The sequence below is a fragment of the Micromonospora sp. NPDC051196 genome (assembly GCF_040682415.1).
Taxonomy (GTDB): Bacteria; Actinomycetota; Actinomycetes; order Mycobacteriales; family Micromonosporaceae; genus Micromonospora.
The window spans coordinates 1-17,738 of record NZ_JBFBAY010000015.1 but is presented as its reverse complement, the minus strand read 5'-3'; the positions used below and the strand labels follow the sequence as shown (position 1 = coordinate 17,738).

Here is a 17,738-nt window from a genome sequence, read left to right as displayed (position 1 = left end):
TCAGGCGCCACCTTCTTTCGAGCTCGACGCCCGGCTATCGTGAGCTGACTCGCGCCGCTTCGGTGGTGCCTGCCTGCCGGGCGGGCACTTCGACGTAGGGGCTGCCGATCGTGGCGGCCTCCTGGTGGTCACCGGGGTGGCCCGCCGGCCACGCGTTGCGGCTCAGCTTGCCGGCGCGGCGCAGCGACTCCATGCGGCTGTCGAGCAGGGCAAGCAGCACGGGGGGATCCAATTTGGACACCGGTTGCAGGTGGGGATCGAGACGGAAGTTTCCGTTGCCGGACACCGTCACCGGACCGGCCGTGGCGACGACCACGTCTTCGGGTTCCAGGTCGAACGGGCTGCCCGCGACAGCCTGGCAGAGGACGTAGAATGTGCCGTTCGGGATTCCGTTGAACTGGTAGGGGCCGGGTCTCTCGAGTACGCGACAGGCCACCGGCGAGCCTTCGGGGATGCGGTGCGGGAAGACCCCCATGAAGATCAGGCCCCGCGGCGTGCCGTGGACGACGCCGGAGATGGTGTTGCCCCGCAGTTGGCGGGGCCGGCTGCGCACGATCGGGGTGTAGCCGCCGAACTGGCGGTAGGCCGTGGGGGAGAGGCCGACGCTCTTGGTGAACCGGGTGCTGAACGTACCCACGCTGTGGTACCCGACGCGGAGGCTGATATCGGCGACGGTGAGCTCGGTGGAGATGAGTAGGCGTTTCGCCTCCTGGAGCCGAATTGCTGACAGAAACCGCCGTGGAGATATTCCGGTCATGCGCTGAAAAACGCGCGTGAAGTGAAATTTGCTGAACATCGCAATACGTGCCATGTCGTCGACGGTCAGTTCCTTGGCCAGATTCAGGCGCATTGCGTCGACGACTCTTTCCACCGCTACACGTGTGCCCGGGTGCATGCCGTTCCTCCCCGCATATTGGAACGCCCCGGGTGCATGGCCAGCGAAATTCGATCGAGGTGTCGGCGGCCCCGCGGCTCATTGAGGCCAGAGCCTAGCCAGGGGAGTGTCCTTGGTCAACGTGCGGCGCGCAGTGCCCGGGACGTCGGCCGGGAGGGCAAATGGTATGGATAAGACGTCTGCCATCAATGCGCGTTGAACTGGGCGGATGTTCAGATCGGCCAGCTGTCAAGCGGACACGCGGAAGCGGTGGCGGCCGCGGGGTTCGCCCTCGTGTCTCGTGTTCGTCATCTTCGGGAAGCCGGCCGTTGGGCTGAAGTATTGGCGACCGTCAAAAGCGGGTGCAGGATGCGCATTTCTGGCCCGAGTCGCCGGACTGGTGTGTCGATCCCGACTATAGAATCCACCTTCGGGCAGGTCGCCTCAGGGCAGGTGTGTTGACCGCCCGTAATCGCGTCATATACGGGGAAGCATTTCGCCGTGTTCGGCTCCTGCATGCGCTCGTCGTCGACCGGGAGAGCTTGGGCTGTCCGCAATGCGCAGCTGCTCGCTCCGGTCGACGACGAACGTATGTCTCTGGCCGAGGTGGTCGTGGCGGCCGACCAGCCCGCGATACGCCAGCCGGGTCAGGCCGTCCGGGTCAGCGTGGGCTGCCGCGGGTTGCGGCCGGTGGAGCGCTGGAGAGCGCGCAGGAGCACCCGCGCCAGCATCGGCGGCCGCATCAGCGCGGTCGGCTGGTCGACCATCCCGGCCGTGCGCATGTACGCGGTGGTCACCTTCGGGTCCACCGTGGCCGCGGCCTGCACCAGGGCGAGGAAGCGCTGCAGGAAGAGCACCTTCGCTGAACGCTGCCCGGGTACGTCGGGGAAACTGAGGTCGACGGTGGTGGTCATCTCCCACGGCGCGTCGATGACGTTGCGCGCGAGGTCGCGGAAGTAGGCCGCCGGGTCCGGTGCGGCATCGGACCGCAGGTGGTCGCGCAACGTCAGGGCGGACAGCGCTGCCACCGTCATGCCCTGGGCGTACACCGGGTTGAAGCTGGTGACCGCGTCGCCGGTGACGACCAGGCCGGCGGGAAGGCGGGACATCCGCTCGTACCGCCGACGCAGGGTGACCGGGTAGTGGAAGGCGACCGGCTCGTCGATCGGGCGGGCGTTGCGCAGCGCCTCGTAGATGTCCGGAACGGGCAGCGCCTTGACGAACGCGTAGAAGCCCTCCTGGTCGGTGGGCGGGTGATCGCCGAGCAGGCCGTAGACGGTCAGCTCGACCTTGCCGTGGTCGGTCTTGGTGAAGATCGCTCCGCGCGGGCAGCCCGGGTGGGCGACCGGGATGATCGCCAGGTCACCCTCCCAGGGGTCGTCGTCCAACTCGTAGTGCTGGGTGGCGTACCCCAGATTGATCTTGATGCGGTCCTCCGGGACCCGCGGGTAGCCGAGCTTCGCCAGCATCGCCGGGGTACGAGAGCCGCGTCCGGTGGCATCGACGACCAGGTCGGCCTCGATGACCTCCTCGCCGGCGTCCCCCTCCAGGTGACGAACGCGGGCACCGATGATCCGGGACCGGTCGGCGCTCGCCTCGAGGTCCACGATGTCGCATCGTTCGACGAACTGCACGTTCGGCAGGAGCTCCACCCGCTCCCGCAGGTGCCGCTCCATCAGCGGGGCGGTCGACGGCACGGCGGTGTAGCCGATGTCCTCCCGTTGCAGCGGGAGGCCGTTGAAGAACCAGCGGACGGAGCCGGCGTAGTCACCGGTGGGACAGCCGTCCGCGACCAACTCCTGGATGAAGCCGGGAAACAATTCCTCGGTCACCTGTAGGCCGCGTACGTGCATGGCGTTGATCTGCCGCCCCTGCGGACGGCCGCGCCGGGGACCGGTCACTCCCACCAGGCGATCCCGATCCACGATCAGGACCTCGTCGTACCGGTCGGACAACACACGGGCGGCGAACAGTCCGCCGTAGCTGCCGCCGAGGACCAACGCACGGCGTGCTTTCTCACTCATCGAATGTCGACCTTTCCTCGCTCAGGTGCTCAATTGGGCATAGGGGCGAGCGGGACGCAAACCGAGGAGATCCCCGTCCACCGCGACTTCCTGCCCGGTCACGCACCGGGATCTCGGTGGACATAAGAAGAGCACCGCGTTCGACATACCCATGGGATCGCCGATCCGGCCAAGCGGCACCTGACTGCGGAACATCTATTGCCGATGAGCGTGGCAGCCTGGTGGGCACCGGCTCATCTTCACGGTTGCGGTGATGGCACCACGTCGGGCCGCTGGCCGAATCCGCCTTCCACCTGCGAATACGTCCAAACCTCAGCTGATCGGGGGCACGGTGGACGGCGCGACTTCCTCAGCCGTGCCGACTGCGCCGCGATGTGATTCTTCGCCGTTTCGAACGGGAGGCACGCGCCTGATCGGCCTCGTGTTTTGCGATAACGCTAACGACTTGCCGGCGCGAGGCGTTCTCCGACGATGCGGAATCGGTTTTCGGCTGTCCTCACGCCGAGGCGGCACGACCGGCCTGCGTCGCCGTCAGCCGTCCTGTCGCGTGCAGCCACCCGACGGTGTCCGCGAGGGTGCTCCGCAGTGGGCGCCCCGGACCGAGCAGTTCGCCGGTGCCGGTAGCGTCGATCGGCCGGGCCACCGCGCAGGTGTAGACGGCACCGTACTGGACGGGAACGTGCACCGGCAGGATGCGCTGGATGAGGCCGGCGAGGCGGCCGACCGGCAGCAGCGCCGCCGCCGGCAGGTGGAGGGTCGGCAGCCGGCGTCCCGTGACCTGCCGCAGGGTCCGCAGCAGCTCCCGCGTCGTCACCCACCGGCCGGGGCCGAAATGCCGGCTCGGGCCGTCCCCGCCGGTCAGCAGCGTGGCGTGCAGCGCGGCCAGGTCGCGTACGTCGCCGATCGGGAAGCCGCCGCTGGGCCAGATCGGCATGAGCCCGCGCAGCACGTCACGGATCCGGCTGCTCTGGTCACCGAGGTGCGGGTCGTGCGGGCCGAGGACCGCCGGAGGGTAGGTGATGATCACCGGATCACCCTCGTCCTGGTACCGGCGTGCCACCGCCTCCGCCTCCGCCTTGGTGGCCAGGTACGTCTCTCGCGGTCGGCCCACCGGCGTCGCCGTGGTGAGCGAGCCGGTCGCGGGCAGCAGCGCACCGAAGGTGGAGACGTGGACACGGCGGCGTACTCCGGCGGCGCGGGCAGCTGCCAGCACCACCTCGGTGCCGCGCCGGTTGACCGCCCCCATCTCGGCACGCCGACGCGGATCGAAGCTGTACACCGCGGCGGCGTGCAACACTGCTTCGCAGTTGCGCAGGGCCCGACGCACAGCCGCCGGGTCGGTGACGTCCCCCGTGGTCAGCCGCAGCGTGGACGAATCGACGCCCACCGAGCGCAGCGCTCGGGCCGCGCGGGCCCGGTCGCGGACAAGCACGTTGACGGCGTGTCCACGGCGCTGAAGCTCGGCCACGGTGTGTATGCCGACGAATCCCGATCCGCCGGTGACAAGAATGGTCACCTGTCCTCCTTTGTTGTCGCGCTCGGCGAGGGCCGCGATGGTGACGCGGGTTGACCGTCAGCGCGGCCGGGAAAAGCGGAGCGTCGGTGACGAAGATGCCGGAATGCCCGCGTAGCCCGTGCCGGCCGTCCAGAGTCGACGTCTCGGGGTCGTCGCCGATCCGACAGGAGGAAAACGGGGTGCACGGGTACGCGCCGATCGCGTCGTCGCCAAGGCCTCGACGCGGCAAGTCGGTCGCGTTTCCGGATGTCGTGTAACCATGCTCCGGCCCGTCGTTCACGTGGGCATCTTCGGAATTGCGGGCGCGAGCGGTGAGCATCATCGAAGAGGCCCGGCGAGGGTCACTGCCGACAGGATGGAAGCCGTATTCCGCGACCACCGAAAAGGGAGAGCCGATGACCGCGACTTCCACCTCGCCACAACTGGACCAGGCCGGGCAGGCCGAGATCGTCGGGGTGACGGCCCGGATGGTGGCTGCCTGGGCTGCCCACGATGCCGACAAGTTCGCCGAACTCTTCGCCGAGGACGGGACGCTGATCCTGCCCGGTGTGTACTGCCAGGGGCGCGCGGCGATCCGGGACTTCATGGCCAAGGCGTACGCGGGCCCGTACCGTGGCACGACCGTCACCGGCAAGCCGATCGGACTCAAGCCGCTTGGTCCCGGGGCGGTCGCCCTGCTGACCGAGGGTGGTGTGATCGCCGCCGGCGCCGACGAATTGGCCGCCAAGGATGCCATCCGGGCGTCCTGGATCCTGGTCAAGCGCGACGGTGCCTGGGTCCTCGCGGTGTACCAGAACTGCCCGCGCGACCGCTCCTGAGGTGCGTACGACGCCGCCGGTGGCATGCCACCGGCGGCGTCGTCGTGGGCGGCCGAAGGAGTCAGTCGATTTACCGGCAACGGCAGAAGTCAATGCATGAATCAATGTGCCGAGATGGCTGGCGTATTCCTTGTGGTTTCTGCTCGTCGAGCGCTTCTCCATTCGTGCGGATCGTCGCCGTGGTACGCGCCATGGGTCCACTTGGTTCACCTTTCGACCGGTGGCAAACGGCGGGCAACCGCGAAGATGCGGCGGCCCTCCGGCGGTGATGACAATCGAGGCGCGGCCACGTAGCAGAGCAGTGGCCATCCGTTTGCTACACCACTAGGGAGCGCATATGACCATGGTCGGAACCGATCTCAACGTCGATCTCGACGGCGAGACACTCGGCCTTCCAGATCTGCGCCGCATCGCCGAGGACCACGCGTCGGTCGCGCTCAGTACGCGGGTGCTACAGCGTGCGGCCTCGAGCCGGGAGCAGTTCGAGGAGACCGTGCGGCAGAACATTCCGGTCTACGGGGTGACCACCGGGTACGGCGAGATGATCTACATGCTCGTCGACACGGCCAAGGAGACCGAGCTGCAGACCAACCTCGTGCGCAGCCACAGCGCCGGTGTCGGTCCGCTGCTGAGCGAGCCCGAGGCGCGGGCCATGGTCACCGCGAGACTGAATTCCCTCGCCAAGGGACACTCGGCCGTGCGGCCCGTGGTGCTCGAACAAATCGCGCGCTACCTCAACGAGGGGCTCACCCCCGCCGTACCGGAGATCGGCTCGCTGGGCGCCAGCGGCGACCTCGCCCCGCTGGCGCACATGGCCAGCGCGCTCATCGGGGAGGGCTACCTGCTGCGCGACGGAGTGAAGACGCCCACCGGCCCAGTGCTGCGCTCCCTGGGCATCGAGCCGCTGCGGCTGCACTTCAAGGAGGGGCTGGCGCTGATCAACGGCACCTCGGCGATGACCGGCGTAGGCGCCCTGGTGGCCGAGCACGCTCTGACCCAGGCACGGCACGCCGAGATCGTCGCGGCGCTGGTCATCGAGGTGCTGCGCGGCTCGATGAGCCCGTTCCAGCCGGAGGGCCACGAAGCCCGCCCGCACGCCGGCCAGATCGCCAGCGCCGCCAACATGCGCGCGCTGATGAACGGCAGCAGGCTGACCGTCGAGCACGCCGACCTGCGCCGGGAGGTCGCGGCCAGCAAGGAGAACGGCAACGGCAACGGTACGGGTGTGCACCGCACCGACGTGTACCTGCAGAAGGCGTACTCCCTGCGGGCGATCCCGCAGGTCATCGGCGCGGTCCGGGACACCCTCGGTCACGCCCGGCTCAAGCTCGAGATCGAGCTCAACTCGGCCAACGACAACCCGCTGTTCTTCGAGGGCCGCGAGGTCTTCCACGGCGCCAACTTCCACGGCCAGCCGGTCGCGTTCGTCATGGACTTCCTGACCATCGCGCTCACCCAGCTCGGCGTGCTCTCCGAGCGGCGCAGCAACCGGCTGCTCAACCGCCACCTGAGCTACGGCCTGCCGGAGTTCCTGATCAAGGGCGAGCCGGGCCTGCACAGCGGCTTCGCCGGCGCACAGTACCCGGCGACCGCGCTGGTCGCCGAGAACCGGACCATCGGTCCGGCCAGCATCCACAGCGTGCCCTCCAACGGCGACAACCAGGACGTGGTCAGCATGGGGCTGATCGCCGCCCGCAACGCGCGTCGGGTGCTGCGCAACAACAACATCATCCTGGCCCTGGAGTTCCTCGCCGCCGCGCAGGCGGTGGACGTCTCCGGGCGCCTCGACGGGCTGAGCCCGGGTGCCCGGGTCGTCTACGACACCATCCGGTCGCTCGTGCCGACCCTCGACGAAGACCGTTACATGGCAGACGATCTCCAGCTGGTCGCCGACGAGCTAGAACGCGGCACGCTGATCGATGCCCTCCACAACGCCGGCGTCCGCCTTCACTGAGGAGAGACTTCAGATGACCACCACTTCGGAAACCCAGCAGGCAACTTCGGTGCTCTCGCTGCAGCAGCAGTTCCTCACCATGTTCGCCCAGGGCTTCGAATCCGGGCCGTTCGGGCCGCACTACACGGAGGTCTTCGGGTGGCGGGTCCGCGGTCGCGTCAACGTGGAGGCCCTGCGCCTGGCGCTGGCCGACGTGGTCGAGCGGCACGAGGCGTTGCGTACCGTGGTGCACCTGGACAACGGCGGCTCGCAGAGTGTGCTGCCCGCCGGGCAGCCCGAGCTGCTGCTGGTCGACCTGGACGAGGCGCCGGGCGCAGCTCGGGACCGGCGCGCCGAGCAGCTCATGATCGAGGCGGAGACCCGGTCGTTCCCGGTCGACGAACTCCCGCTGCTGCGGGCCGTGCTCGGCCGCTTCGACGAGGAGGACTCCGTACTGGTGCTGTGCGCCCACCACAGCGCGGCGGACGTCTGGTCGATCCAGGTGGTCCTGCGCGATCTGGCGGAATGCTATGCGGCCCGTACCGCCGGCAACGAGCCGCAGCTGCCTGCGGTGACCCAGTACCGCGACTACGTCGCCGCCCAGCAGGAGGAGGCCGCCGGCCCGACGGTGGCTGCCTCGCGGGCCTACTGGCGCGAGACGCTGCGCGGCGCCCGGATCATGGTCGCGCCGGTGCGCCGAAAGGAGAACGTGACCCCGGCGACGAGCTACCACCGCTTCGTCACCGAGACGGACCTGAGCGCCGAGGTGGCCCGGCTGGCCAAGGCGACGCGCAGCTCCCCGTTCATGGTGCTGCTCGCCGCGTTCACCGTCTTCGTCAACCGCCGCACCCAGGCGACCGACATCACGGTGCCCACCTTCGCGCCGGGCCGACAACACCGCTTCCAGTCCACGGTCGGCTCCTTCTTCAACTTCGTCCCGCTGCGGGTGGACCTGGCCGGCTGCCGGACCTTCCGCGAGGTCGTGGCGCGCACCAGGACGGCCTGCGTCGGCGCCTTCAAGCATGAGCTGCCGCTGCTGCACGTGCTCGCCGAGGCCCCCGAGCTGATGGCCTCGGTCGGCCCGGACGCGGTGCCCACCCTGTTCCAGGCGGTCCAGCCGCCCTACCTCATGCAGGGCAAGCGGATCGGGGACCTGGAGTACACGGCGATCTGGCGGCGGGTCATCCCGCAGCCGGTCGGCTCCGACACTCCGGACGGCATGATCTGGTCGATGCACCTGAGCAACACCGAGGTGGTCGGCGGGCTCAGCTTCAGCCGTCACCTGTTCGACCAGGCCGAGGTCGAGGAGCAGGTGGCCGGGTTCCTCAGCGTGATCGGCGAGTTGGTGGCCGCCCCGGATGCGGCGATTTGAGGTATGACACGATGACCGTCACCGCGAACAGCGTGCAGGGCGCGGCCCTGTCATCCGAGCCCGAGGTCACCCCGGCTGTGCTGATCGAACGGGCCAAGGCCATGGTGCCCGGCCTGGTGGCCCGCCAGCGCGAGACCGAGGAGCGGACCTACTACGCCGAGGACACCCATCGGGCGTTCCGGGACGCGGGCTTCTACCGCATCACGGTGCCCAAGCGCTACGGCGGCTACGAGTTCGGCTTCGACACCTTCCTGCAGATCGCGATGATCCTGTGCCGTGCCTGCCCGTCGACCGGGTGGATGTACTGCCTGGGCGCGGCGCATTCACTCTTCGCCGGCAGCATGTTCGAGGAGAAGGCGCAGGCCGAGATCTTCAGCCAGGGTGACTTCATCGCGCCCCTGGTCAATGCCCCGTACGGGACGGCTCGGCGGGCCGCCGATGGTGGCTGGATCCTGAACGGCGTCTGGCGGTACTGCTCCGGTGCGCCGTACGCGACCCACCTGATCGGCAACACCGTGATCGAAGGGGAGAACGGCGGCCCGCCCCGCCAGTTGTTGTTCATCGCACCTCGCGATCAGTGGGAGATGCTCGACGACTGGGGCGGGCAGATCGGCCTCAAGGGCAGCGGGTCGCACAGCATCCGGATCACCGACGGGCACATCCCCAGCCACTTCGCCCTGGAGGTCAACTTCGAAGAGATCACGGTGACCGGCGGCACCCCGGGGCGCAAGCTGCACGAGCATCCGCAGTACGGCGGTGCGCCGGCCAGCTCGATGGCCCTGGAGGGCGCCCACATCGCGGTCGGCATGTGCCAGGGCGCGCTGGACGCGTACACCGAGTTGATGTTCTCCCGCACCACCATCTTCCCGCCGTTCCCGCCCAGAGCGGAGGACCCCGACTTCCAGCTCTGGTTCGGGCAGGCCAGCGGCATGATCGACGCCGCCGAGACGCTGGTGCGTGCCACGGCGCAGCGCTGGCAGGAGCTGGCCCGGCAACCACTCGGAGCGTTCACTCCCGAGGAGGACGTGCGGATCGCACTCCTCTGCCGAGAGGCCACTGACCTGGCTTGGCGAGCCGTCGACGAGATCATCCAGCCGACGGCCGGCAGCGCGTCCACGCGGGAGGGGGAACGCCTCGAACGGATCTGGCGGGACCTCTCCACCGGACGTACGCACGTCAGCTCCGCAGTGCTGCTCACCACCGTGGCCAACCGTGGGTTCGCCCAGCTACGGCTGCACAACGCGCGCGAGGTCGGGAACACGTAGCGGTGACCGGCGTGCACCGAGCACGCCATACCGCCGACCGGACGTGGGAAGGATCAGACTCCACATCGGGTCGCCCAGGTTTGCCGGGGCGACCCGATGGAAGTCAGCCGGCGTCCGGGGACCCGGTGAGATCCGGCCGCGACGTTCCTGGGAGTACGGGGGCCAGGCTGCTGGCGGGCGAGATACCTACCGTGGTCGACATGGCGAATCCGAGACCAGGTGGACACCACCAAGGGCTGCGACGCGTTTTCCGGGTACCCGGCCGACCGGCGGGCGAGGGCTCCGGGAAGCCGTACCTCAAAGCCGTGGTCAGCGGGGCGTGCATGGTCCTCGTGCTCGCGGCATGTGCCACCGACGGCGCGGCGCGGCATGACCGGCAGGAGTCCTCGCCCGCCCCGACGGCCGTACCGGCTCCGACGTCAACGGTCGGGTCCGGCGACGTGTCGCCGCATCCGTACGTCGGGATGTGGGTTACCGCCGACGGGCACATCCGGCACCGCAACGCAAGAGGGGAGTGCCCGCTGTGATGGACGCAGCTCACCGCAGCCAGCTGCTGACGGCGAGGGTGCCCAGCAGCCGCAGTGCCTCGGCGCTGCGGGTGCTGGGCTCCGCACGGTACACGATCAACTGCTGGCCGGGCGCGTCCCGCACGTCGAACGCGTGGTACGACAGCGTCAGTTCGCCCACCGTGCCGTGCCGGAACGTCTTCGCCTCGTGCGTCTTGCCCTGCACGTCATGACGCCCCCACAACCGGCGGAAATCCGCGCTGGCCGAGCCCACCTCCTCGACCAGGTCCAGTGCCTGCCGGTCGTGCGGGTCGTGGCCGAGGGCCAGGCGCAGGTTCGCCACGCACGCCTCGGTGGCCCGTCGCCAGTCGGCGAAGAAGGTCGGACCGGCCGGGTCCAGGAACGTCATCCGGACGAGGTTGTCCGCCTCGGCGAAGTCCGCGTAGAACGCGTCGGCCAGCGCATTGCCGGCCAGCAGGTTGAGTCGTCGGTCGAGGACGAAGGCCGGGGTGTCCGGCCAGGCGTCGAGCAGCTCCCGCAGGCTCTGCGCGACCCGGGGCCGGGCGGGGGTCGGCGCGTCGCCGGGGGAGAGCCCGGCCAGCCGGAAGAGATGGTCGTGGGCGTCCGGCCCGAGGTCGAGCGCCCGGGCCACGGCGGCCAACACCGACGCTGACGGGTTGCGCTCCGCCCCTGTTCCAGCCGGGTGTAGTAGTCGACGCTCACCCCGGCCAGCACCGCGACCTCCTCGCGCCGCAGCCCCGCGACGCGCCGGTTGCCGGTGGACACGAGACCGACGTCGCCCGGTGTCAGCCGGGCACGCCGAGCGGTGAGGAACGCCCCGAGCGCGGTTGTCGGCATGCCGCCCACCGTAGCCGCGCATGCTTCCGCCAGGCAGGGTGCGGCGCACCCTGGTTGTGCCCGGCCTGGCTGGCGGCTCCGACTCCGGCGACGGTGGGAGCACAAGCCAACCCCAGGAGGTACGCCATGAGCAGCCCGATGCTCGACGAGGCGGTGCTGGCCGAGATCACCGCAGTCGCCGGTGACCGGCACCGACCGCTGATGTTCGTCAACGCCGCCATCTACACCCTCGACCCGATGATCGGTGACTTTCCCGCCGCCGATCTGCTGATCGGTGCGGACGAGATCGTCGCGGTCGGTCCGGGTCTGCACACCGCGGCCGAGGACGACGGCGCGATCGTCGTCGACTGCACCGGCCTAACCATCGTGCCCGCGGTCCTGGACGGTGTCGCCGTCGCCGGCCTGCGCGAACGTCGCGCCGACCGGGTCGGCACGCTCACCCCCGGAAACCCCGCCACCTTCGCCCTGATCACCGGCCCGACCTCCGGCACCTCCGCCCTGGAGATGATCGTCTGGCGTCCGGAACAGGCCGCCGCGATCGTCGTCGACGGTGAGATCGCGCTGGCCAACGGCCGCCGACTCACGCCCGCCCCGATCGAGCCCGACCTCCGTTCGCGCTCGGTCCAGAGCCCATACCTCGGCATGTGGATCGACGAGACCGGCTTCCTGCACCAGGAACTCACCGCCGACGGCCGGTACGACGAGACCCGGGGCGGCCGCCCACACGCCTACCAGGGGGCGTTCTGGATCGACGGCGACCGGATCGTCTACCGCGACGACCTGGGCTTCTGGGCGTACGGCCGGTTCATCGACGGGGTGCTGCACCACGCCGGATACGTCCTGCACCGCCAGTGACAACAACGGTGACGACGCCGTGGGCACGCCGGTGCTCGGGGCCGATTCCCGCAACATCGAGATCGTGCTGGTGGCCGGCCGGGTCCGGAAGAGGAACGGGCAACTCGTCGGCGTGCAGACGGACGAGTTGCGCCGGGAGGTGACCGCCTCCCGCGACGCGATCCGCATGGCCGTCGCCGCCCGATGACCTCTGGCGCAAGACGGGCGTTCGGCACTGTTCCGAAGCCTGTTCGGTGGCTGTGAACAGGGAGAACGCTCCTACGGTGAGCCGACATCCACGGCGATGGACTGACCGTCGCCGATGTCCGGAAAGGCTCTCCATGACCCGATCGATCAGCCCGCGGCACCCCGCTGACGGACGACGACTGCGTCGTCTGCTCAGCGGGCTGCTCGCGGTCGTGCTCGCCAGCACCCTCCCGGCCCTCGTCCGTTCCGCACCGGCCGCCGCCGCATCCGGCAACCTCATCAGCAACGGCACGTTCGACAGCGGCAGCACCGATCCCTGGTGGACCCGACTCGCCGCGACCAGCACGACGGTCAACGCCGGGCAGCTGCGCATCCGCACCGCCAACACCGTCGGCAAGCCCGTCTGGGAGGACCTGGTCGGGCACTTCGAGTTCGGGGTGACGGCGGCACGGCCGTACCGGTTGCAGTTCGACGCCTCCGCCGATGTCAGCCGCAACGTACGCGTCTCGGTTTCCCGGGTCGACACGCCGTTCACCTCCGCGGTCGACCAGAACGTCGCACTGACCGCCACGATGCGCCGCTTCACCTTCGACTTCGTCTCCCCGTTCGGTGACCCGAAGGCGGTGCTGCTGTTCCACTTCGGCGGGCGGGCGGCCTCGACCGTCCGGCTGGACAACATCTCGCTCACCCCGCTGGCCGTCGACGCGGTCCGTGACCCGATCCTGTATTGGAACGACGTGCTGCTGGACAGCTACCGCGCTGCGGCCTCGGCACCCACCGCCGCCGCCCGGGACGCGGCGATCCTGCACGCGGCGATGCACGACGCCGCCGTCTCGGTCACTGGCGTCGGCAACCACTACCGGGTGCGGGTGCCGGTCAACTACCCGGGCACCATGGACGACGTGGTGGCCCCGTCCCTGCACGCGGCCCTCGACCAGGCGGCGTTCGACGTGCTGGTCGCCCGGTACCCGCAGCGCAGAACGGCCCTGGAGGCGGCTCTCGCCGCAGCCGTCGCTCACCGTCCGTCCGGGCTGAACTCCGCCGAGGCCACCCGGGGTACGGCGGTCGGTGCCGCAGCCGCCGCCGCCAACCTCCAGGCACGCGCCAACGACGGCTCCGGCGATGCCGGACAGTACCAACCTGACGGGGTCGACGGGGCGTGGCGACCGACCGACGCCAGCCCTGCGGTCACCCCGAACTGGGGTCTGGTCACCCCGTTCGTGTTGACCTCGGGGCAGCAGTTCCGGCCCGACCTGCCGGCCGGCGCCGTCGACTACCAGGACCTGCTCGGCAAGCAGGAGTACCTCGACCAGGTCCAGGAGGTGCGCGAATACGGCAGCCGGACGTCGACGCTGCGTACCGACGACCAGACGCAGCTCGCGCACTTCTGGGCCAACGACGTGCCGGGCACCTACAAGCCGCCGGGCCAGCTGTTCGCGCACACCCAGCTCGTGGCGAAGCAACGACAGCTCGGCATCCTGGCCAACGCCCGACTCTTCGGTCTGATCGGCCTGGCGTTGGCCGACGCCGCCATCGCCGCCTGGGACGCCAAGTATCTGACGCCGATCGACCTCTGGCGACCGGAGACCGCGATCGGCAACGATTGGCGGCCGTTGTCGCAGCATGAGAACGGGGTCTCCTTCTCGCCGGCCTTCCCGGCCTACATCTCCGGACACGCCACCTTCGCCGGGGCGTGGGCAGCGGTGATGAAGCGATTCTTCGGCACCAACGACATCGCCTTCGACGCCACCACCGACGACCCGTTCGCCAGGGGCGTCGTCCGGCGCATGCCTGGCTTCGACCAGGCGGCCCAGGAGAACGCGCTCAGCCGGATCTACCTGGGCGTGCACTACCGATTCGACGCCGAAGCCGGCCTCGACACCGGCGGATCCGTGGGCGAATACGTCTACGCAAACCGGCTACGACCGTGAGTCGTCAGTCGGTGTGAGGGGAAGCTCCCCGTCCGGTCCGTCGACCGGGCGGGGACCTGCCTCGCCCCGGCGATGTCCGCCCCGGCGGCGGGCCAGCAGCATCCCGTACGCGCCGACGAGCACGCCCGCCCCGGCGATCGCCGCCGCCTGCAGCCTCCGGCTCGGGGGGTACGTCGTCGCCGACCGCCCCGGGTCGACGGCCGGGCGCGGCACCCCGCAGCACGCCGGAGGTGTCGGAGCGGCGACCCATCGCGTCGGCTCGTTGAGGCGTACGTCGATCTCGCGCCGCAGGCCGACCCACTGCTCGATGACTGCTGCCGGCGTACCGCAGGCGGCCAGCAGGGCCACGACGGTCCGTTCGCGGGGCAGGGTGGTACGCCCCAGCATCGTGGCGAGAGTGCTCGGCGGCAGCCAGTGCCCGGCAGCCGAGGCTCGGCGGGAGATCTCCCGATAGGTCAGGCCGGAACCTCGCCGGATGTCCCGCAGCAACCCGACGTACTCGCCGGCGGTGGCCGCCTGCGGCACCGGGCTCCGGGCAGCGTCATGCATCGCTCTCAACCCCGTGTCGTGGATGTGGACGGGCTCGGACCGCAGTGCCGGTCCGAGCCCGTCGGTCCCGCGCCGATCGGCGCCGGCCATCGATGAACACGCTAGGTATCCGGGCTGTCCGGAGCAATGCCCTGCTCGGTGCCCTGCGATGTCCGCGCAGCTCAGCGCCGACTGTCCGGGTCTTGTCCGACCAACTCGGACAGTCGCGCGTCAGCGGGTTGCCCCGGCATCTGCGGGATCGGAAGAATCGGGCGATGACCACGGGGGAGCTACGACCGGAGGAAGCGACCGACGCCGCCGGGTTCGTCGACCTGTTGCGCCGGCTCAAGGAGCGGTCCGGACTCACGTACCGGCAACTGGAGCAGCGCGCTGCTGTGCACGGCGACGTGTTGGCCCGCAGTACCGCCGCCGACGTGCTGCGCCGGTCCACCCTGCCGCGACCGGAGGTGCTGGCCGCGTTCGTCCGCGCCTGCGGGGCGCAAGCCCAGGTGGGGGAATGGCTGCGGGCCCGGGACCGGCTCGCCGTCGGGGCGTACGCCACGCCTGGTCCGATGTCGACCGCGCCCCCGCCGGACCTGCCGCCGACCGGGGGAGCCCCGGGTGTGGTGGCGCGACCATCCGGCGCGGCGCGGCGGGGTTGGTTCGCCGGACCCGCGCCGACGGCGCTCGTCGTCGGCACCCTGCTGGCCGCGCTCGGCGTCGGCGCCTGGTTCTGGTGGCCCGACGACGAGCAGCGGACAGCGGCGGAGCAGGTCGGCGGGGCCACCTCGCCGGGCAGCGGTTCGTCGGCCGGGCCCAGCGGCGGGCGGAGTCAGATCCGGCCCGCCCGCGCCCCGCAGCTCTGCATCACCGAAGGGCGCGACCGCACCGGCGGATACCGCAGCGAGGTGGCGGTCCAGCGTCCCTGCGCGGCGGCCACCCCACCGGACACCTACCTTCAGCCCGTGGCGGACGACCTGTACTTCATCAAGTGGCATCACCCGGTGCACGGGCCAGGCTGTCTGACGGTCCGCCGGGAAGATCCCGGCCGGAACCTGATCGAGCCCTGGCCGGACTGCCGCACCGACTTCTGGCCGCAACTGTTCCGCTTCGAACCGACCGGTTCGGCGCCGAACGCGTACCGGCTCCGGCCGGCGGGCAGCGATCTGTGCGTGGGGATTCGCGACGACGACACCGAGGTGCCGGCCGAGGCGGCGGCGGAGCCGTGCACCGGCGGCGCGGACCAGGTGTTCCTGGTCGATTCGTTGCCGGACGGCTGATCCGAGGCGGTACGCGCTGCCTCAGCGGACGGGCAGCAGCGCGATCCCCTGCATCTCGATCAGCAGGTGCGGGTGCGGCAACTGGTGCACCGCCACGGTGGTGCGCGTCGGCCCGGTCTCGTCGAAGAAATCGGCGTACACGCGGTTGTAGCCGCCGAAGTCGTTCATGCTGACCAGGTACGTGGTCACCTGCACCAGATCGGACAGGTCCGCGCCGACCTCACGCAGGATGTCGCGCATGTTCTCGATCACCGCGCGGGTCTGCACCTCGATGTCCAACGAGGTGGTGCCCAGCGCGTCCACTGTGGCACCGGCGATCGTGTTGTCCGGGCGGCGGCTGCTCGTACCGGAGACGAAGGCGAACCCGCCCGCGACCTTGACGTGCGGGAAGCGGCCACGCGGCACGGCCTTGCCGGCGACGACCCGAGCCCCGCTCATGCCGACGCCCGCAGCGAGACGGTGCCGAGCTGTTCGACCGTGACCCGGACGTGCGCGCCCGGCGTCAGCGGCACCGCGGCGGTCGCCGCGCCGGCCAGCAGCACCCAGCCGTCGCGCAGTTCCCCGGCGAGGCGGGCCGCCTCGGGCAGGGCGCGGCGCGGGTCGCCGAGGATCGCCGCGGTGGAGCCGACCTGCGCGACCCGGCCGTCGACCTCCAGCAGCACACCGAGGTTGTCCACGTTGTCGGGCACCGGCTGCCACGGCCCGACGACGAAGCCGGAGGCGGAGGTGTTGTCGGCGATCACCTCCGGCAGGGTGAACCGGAAGTCCTGGTATCGGGAGTCGATGAGCTCGACGGCGGGGGCGACGGCGGCGATCGCGCCGCCCTCGACGAGGAACGCCACCTCCGGCTCGACCTTCGGATGGATGTGTCCGGACAGGTCGACGGTGCCGCCGTCGGGAATGTGCATCGCGTCGGTGAGCCGGCCCCAGATCACCTCGTCGACGCCCATCTGGGTCATCTTCGCCCGGCTGGTCAGGCCCAGCTTCAGCCCGACCACCGCCTCGCCGCGACCCAACCGGCGGGCCACCAGGGCATCCTGCACCTGGTACGCGGTGGCCACGTCGAGGCCGGCGTCGGCACCGAACTGGGCGAGCGCGGTCCGCGTCACGGCGGCCTCGTCCAGCCGGGCGGCGAGAGTGTCGATCACTGCGGGTCCTTCCCGGCGTCCCGGACCAGGTCCAGCGCCACGTCGACGATCATGTCCTCCTGGCCGCCGACCATCTTGCGGCGACCCAACTCCAGCAGGATGGTGCGCACGTCCACGCCGTACCGACCGGCGGCGCTCTCCGCGTGCCGCAGGAACGACGAGTAGACGCCGGCGAAACCGAGCGACAACGTCTCGCGGTCCACCCGCACCGGCCGGTCCTGCAACGGACGCACCAGATCCTCAGCGGCGTCCATCAGCGCGAACACGTCACAGCCGTGCTGCCAGCCGTTCAGCTCGGCCACCGCGACGAAGACCTCCAGCGGCGCGTTGCCCGCCCCGGCACCCATCCCGGCCAGTGAGGCGTCCACCCGGCGCACCCCGTGCTCGACCGCGACGAGGCTGTTCGCCACCCCGAGTGACAGGTTGTGGTGCGCGTGGATGCCGATCTCCGTCGTCGGGTCGAGCACCTGCCGGTACGCGTCCGCCCGCTGCGCCACGTCCGCCATGGTCAGCCGGCCACCGGAGTCGGTGATGTAGACGCAGTGCGCGCCGTACGACTCCATCAGCTTGGCCTGTGCGGCCAGCCCGGCCGGGTCGTTCATGTGCGACATCATCAGGAAGCCGGACACGTCCATGCCGTTCTC

General features: G+C 70.2%; 18 protein-coding genes and 2 pseudogenes. 9 read left to right on the top strand and 11 right to left on the bottom strand.

Annotated features, from left to right (window positions below; translation table 11 throughout):
* Positions 1–34 precede the first annotated feature (34 nt).
* The 5 genes and pseudogenes from AB0M35_RS24070 to AB0M35_RS24050 all read right to left on the bottom strand — a co-directional run.
* Positions 35–850, bottom strand: a complete 816-nt coding sequence (locus AB0M35_RS24070) for a helix-turn-helix transcriptional regulator (protein WP_363748027.1) — start codon at positions 848–850, stop codon at positions 35–37.
* A gap of 671 nt (positions 851–1,521) precedes the next feature.
* A complete protein-coding gene (locus tag AB0M35_RS24065; protein WP_363748026.1) occupies positions 1,522–2,898 on the bottom strand; it encodes an FAD-binding monooxygenase in 1,377 nt (458 codons plus the stop codon).
* Between the two features lie 21 nt (positions 2,899–2,919).
* The gene (locus tag AB0M35_RS24060) at positions 2,920–3,093 is read right to left on the bottom strand and encodes an SDR family oxidoreductase (RefSeq protein ID WP_363748025.1); all 174 of its coding nucleotides are present in this window, start codon (positions 3,091–3,093) and stop codon (positions 2,920–2,922) included.
* A 301-nt stretch (positions 3,094–3,394) separates the two neighbouring features.
* Entirely contained in the window at positions 3,395–4,414 is a 1,020-nt protein-coding gene (locus tag AB0M35_RS24055) for an NAD-dependent epimerase/dehydratase family protein (protein ID WP_363748024.1), read from the bottom strand.
* Positions 4,415–4,432: 18 nt separating this feature from the next.
* Positions 4,433–4,671, bottom strand: a pseudogene (locus AB0M35_RS24050) (GMC oxidoreductase); the annotation flags it as partial.
* 138 nt (positions 4,672–4,809) lie between these two features.
* Between AB0M35_RS24050 and AB0M35_RS24045 the strand changes: the two are divergent.
* The 5 genes from AB0M35_RS24045 to AB0M35_RS24025 all read left to right on the top strand — a co-directional run bounded on the left by AB0M35_RS24045 (position 4,810) and on the right by AB0M35_RS24025 (position 10,329).
* The gene (locus AB0M35_RS24045) at positions 4,810–5,232 is read left to right on the top strand and encodes an SgcJ/EcaC family oxidoreductase (protein ID WP_363748023.1); all 423 of its coding nucleotides are present in this window, start codon (positions 4,810–4,812) and stop codon (positions 5,230–5,232) included.
* A 337-nt stretch (positions 5,233–5,569) separates the two neighbouring features.
* Positions 5,570–7,186 carry a tyrosine 2,3-aminomutase gene (cmdF, locus tag AB0M35_RS24040; protein WP_363748022.1) on the top strand — a complete coding sequence of 539 codons (1,617 nt, stop codon included), beginning with the start codon at positions 5,570–5,572 and terminating at the stop codon, positions 7,184–7,186.
* 13 nt (positions 7,187–7,199) lie between these two features.
* Positions 7,200–8,537, top strand: a complete 1,338-nt coding sequence (locus tag AB0M35_RS24035; RefSeq protein ID WP_363748021.1) for a condensation domain-containing protein — start codon at positions 7,200–7,202, stop codon at positions 8,535–8,537.
* 11 nt (positions 8,538–8,548) lie between these two features.
* Entirely contained in the window at positions 8,549–9,802 is a 1,254-nt protein-coding gene (locus tag AB0M35_RS24030; RefSeq protein ID WP_363748020.1) for an acyl-CoA dehydrogenase family protein, read from the top strand.
* Between the two features lie 200 nt (positions 9,803–10,002).
* Positions 10,003–10,329 carry a hypothetical protein gene (locus tag AB0M35_RS24025; RefSeq protein WP_363748019.1) on the top strand — a complete coding sequence of 109 codons (327 nt, stop codon included), beginning with the start codon at positions 10,003–10,005 and terminating at the stop codon, positions 10,327–10,329.
* Between the two features lie 10 nt (positions 10,330–10,339).
* Here the strand turns inward: AB0M35_RS24025 and AB0M35_RS24020 are convergent, their stop codons facing one another.
* Positions 10,340–10,972 carry a transcriptional regulator gene (locus tag AB0M35_RS24020; RefSeq protein WP_363748018.1) on the bottom strand — a complete coding sequence of 211 codons (633 nt, stop codon included), beginning with the start codon at positions 10,970–10,972 and terminating at the stop codon, positions 10,340–10,342.
* Positions 10,973–11,043: 71 nt separating this feature from the next.
* Positions 11,044–11,166, bottom strand: a pseudogene (locus tag AB0M35_RS24015) (transcriptional regulator); the annotation flags it as partial.
* Positions 11,167–11,292: 126 nt separating this feature from the next.
* Here AB0M35_RS24015 and AB0M35_RS24010 point away from each other — a divergent pair.
* The 3 genes from AB0M35_RS24010 (at position 11,293) to AB0M35_RS24000 (ending at position 14,138) form a co-directional block, all read left to right on the top strand.
* A complete protein-coding gene (locus AB0M35_RS24010; RefSeq protein WP_363748017.1) occupies positions 11,293–12,021 on the top strand; it encodes an Atu4866 domain-containing protein in 729 nt (242 codons plus the stop codon).
* 19 nt (positions 12,022–12,040) lie between these two features.
* Positions 12,041–12,208 carry a hypothetical protein gene (locus AB0M35_RS24005; RefSeq protein ID WP_363748016.1) on the top strand — a complete coding sequence of 56 codons (168 nt, stop codon included), beginning with the start codon at positions 12,041–12,043 and terminating at the stop codon, positions 12,206–12,208.
* 133 nt (positions 12,209–12,341) lie between these two features.
* The gene (locus AB0M35_RS24000; RefSeq protein WP_363748015.1) at positions 12,342–14,138 is read left to right on the top strand and encodes a carbohydrate binding domain-containing protein; all 1,797 of its coding nucleotides are present in this window, start codon (positions 12,342–12,344) and stop codon (positions 14,136–14,138) included.
* On the opposite strand, the gene AB0M35_RS23995 is transcribed toward AB0M35_RS24000, so the two are convergent.
* On the bottom strand, positions 14,127–14,687 hold the full coding sequence (locus AB0M35_RS23995; RefSeq protein ID WP_363748014.1) for a helix-turn-helix transcriptional regulator: 561 nt from the start codon (positions 14,685–14,687) through the stop codon (positions 14,127–14,129). The two genes, AB0M35_RS24000 and AB0M35_RS23995, sit on opposite strands and share 12 nt — an antisense overlap.
* A 254-nt stretch (positions 14,688–14,941) precedes the next feature.
* Between AB0M35_RS23995 and AB0M35_RS23990 the strand changes: the two genes are divergently transcribed.
* Entirely contained in the window at positions 14,942–15,946 is a 1,005-nt protein-coding gene (locus tag AB0M35_RS23990) for an XRE family transcriptional regulator (RefSeq protein ID WP_363748013.1), read from the top strand.
* A 21-nt stretch (positions 15,947–15,967) separates the two neighbouring features.
* Here the strand turns inward: AB0M35_RS23990 and AB0M35_RS23985 are convergent, their stop codons facing one another.
* From AB0M35_RS23985 to dmpG, 3 genes are all read right to left on the bottom strand, one after another.
* Positions 15,968–16,384 carry a RidA family protein gene (locus AB0M35_RS23985; RefSeq protein ID WP_363748012.1) on the bottom strand — a complete coding sequence of 139 codons (417 nt, stop codon included), beginning with the start codon at positions 16,382–16,384 and terminating at the stop codon, positions 15,968–15,970.
* On the bottom strand, positions 16,381–17,094 hold the full coding sequence (locus AB0M35_RS23980) for a fumarylacetoacetate hydrolase family protein (protein WP_363748010.1): 714 nt from the start codon (positions 17,092–17,094) through the stop codon (positions 16,381–16,383). The genes AB0M35_RS23985 and AB0M35_RS23980 overlap by 4 nt, the downstream gene beginning before the upstream one ends.
* A partial coding sequence (gene dmpG, locus AB0M35_RS23975; RefSeq protein WP_363748009.1) for a 4-hydroxy-2-oxovalerate aldolase occupies positions 17,091–17,738 on the bottom strand: 648 nt, incomplete at its 5' end. The genes dmpG and AB0M35_RS23980, both read right to left, overlap by 4 nt.

Excerpts from the sequence above, each read along its gene's own strand:
- AB0M35_RS24070 (WP_363748027.1), bottom strand. The coding sequence starts at position 850 with ATGCGCCTGAATCTGGCCAAGGAACTGACCGTCGACGACATGGCACGT.
- AB0M35_RS24065 (WP_363748026.1), bottom strand. The coding sequence starts at position 2,898 with ATGAGTGAGAAAGCACGCCGTGCGTTGGTCCTCGGCGGCAGCTACGGC.
- AB0M35_RS24060 (WP_363748025.1), bottom strand. The coding sequence starts at position 3,093 with ATGTTCCGCAGTCAGGTGCCGCTTGGCCGGATCGGCGATCCCATGGGT.
- AB0M35_RS24045 (WP_363748023.1), top strand. The coding sequence starts at position 4,810 with ATGACCGCGACTTCCACCTCGCCACAACTGGACCAGGCCGGGCAGGCC.
- cmdF (WP_363748022.1), top strand. The coding sequence starts at position 5,570 with ATGACCATGGTCGGAACCGATCTCAACGTCGATCTCGACGGCGAGACA.
- AB0M35_RS24035 (WP_363748021.1), top strand. The coding sequence starts at position 7,200 with ATGACCACCACTTCGGAAACCCAGCAGGCAACTTCGGTGCTCTCGCTG.
- AB0M35_RS24030 (WP_363748020.1), top strand. The coding sequence starts at position 8,549 with ATGACCGTCACCGCGAACAGCGTGCAGGGCGCGGCCCTGTCATCCGAG.
- AB0M35_RS24025 (WP_363748019.1), top strand. The coding sequence starts at position 10,003 with ATGGCGAATCCGAGACCAGGTGGACACCACCAAGGGCTGCGACGCGTT.
- AB0M35_RS24010 (WP_363748017.1), top strand. The coding sequence starts at position 11,293 with ATGAGCAGCCCGATGCTCGACGAGGCGGTGCTGGCCGAGATCACCGCA.
- AB0M35_RS24000 (WP_363748015.1), top strand. The coding sequence starts at position 12,342 with ATGACCCGATCGATCAGCCCGCGGCACCCCGCTGACGGACGACGACTG.
- AB0M35_RS23995 (WP_363748014.1), bottom strand. The coding sequence starts at position 14,687 with ATGCATGACGCTGCCCGGAGCCCGGTGCCGCAGGCGGCCACCGCCGGC.
- AB0M35_RS23990 (WP_363748013.1), top strand. The coding sequence starts at position 14,942 with ATGACCACGGGGGAGCTACGACCGGAGGAAGCGACCGACGCCGCCGGG.
- AB0M35_RS23985 (WP_363748012.1), bottom strand. The coding sequence starts at position 16,384 with ATGAGCGGGGCTCGGGTCGTCGCCGGCAAGGCCGTGCCGCGTGGCCGC.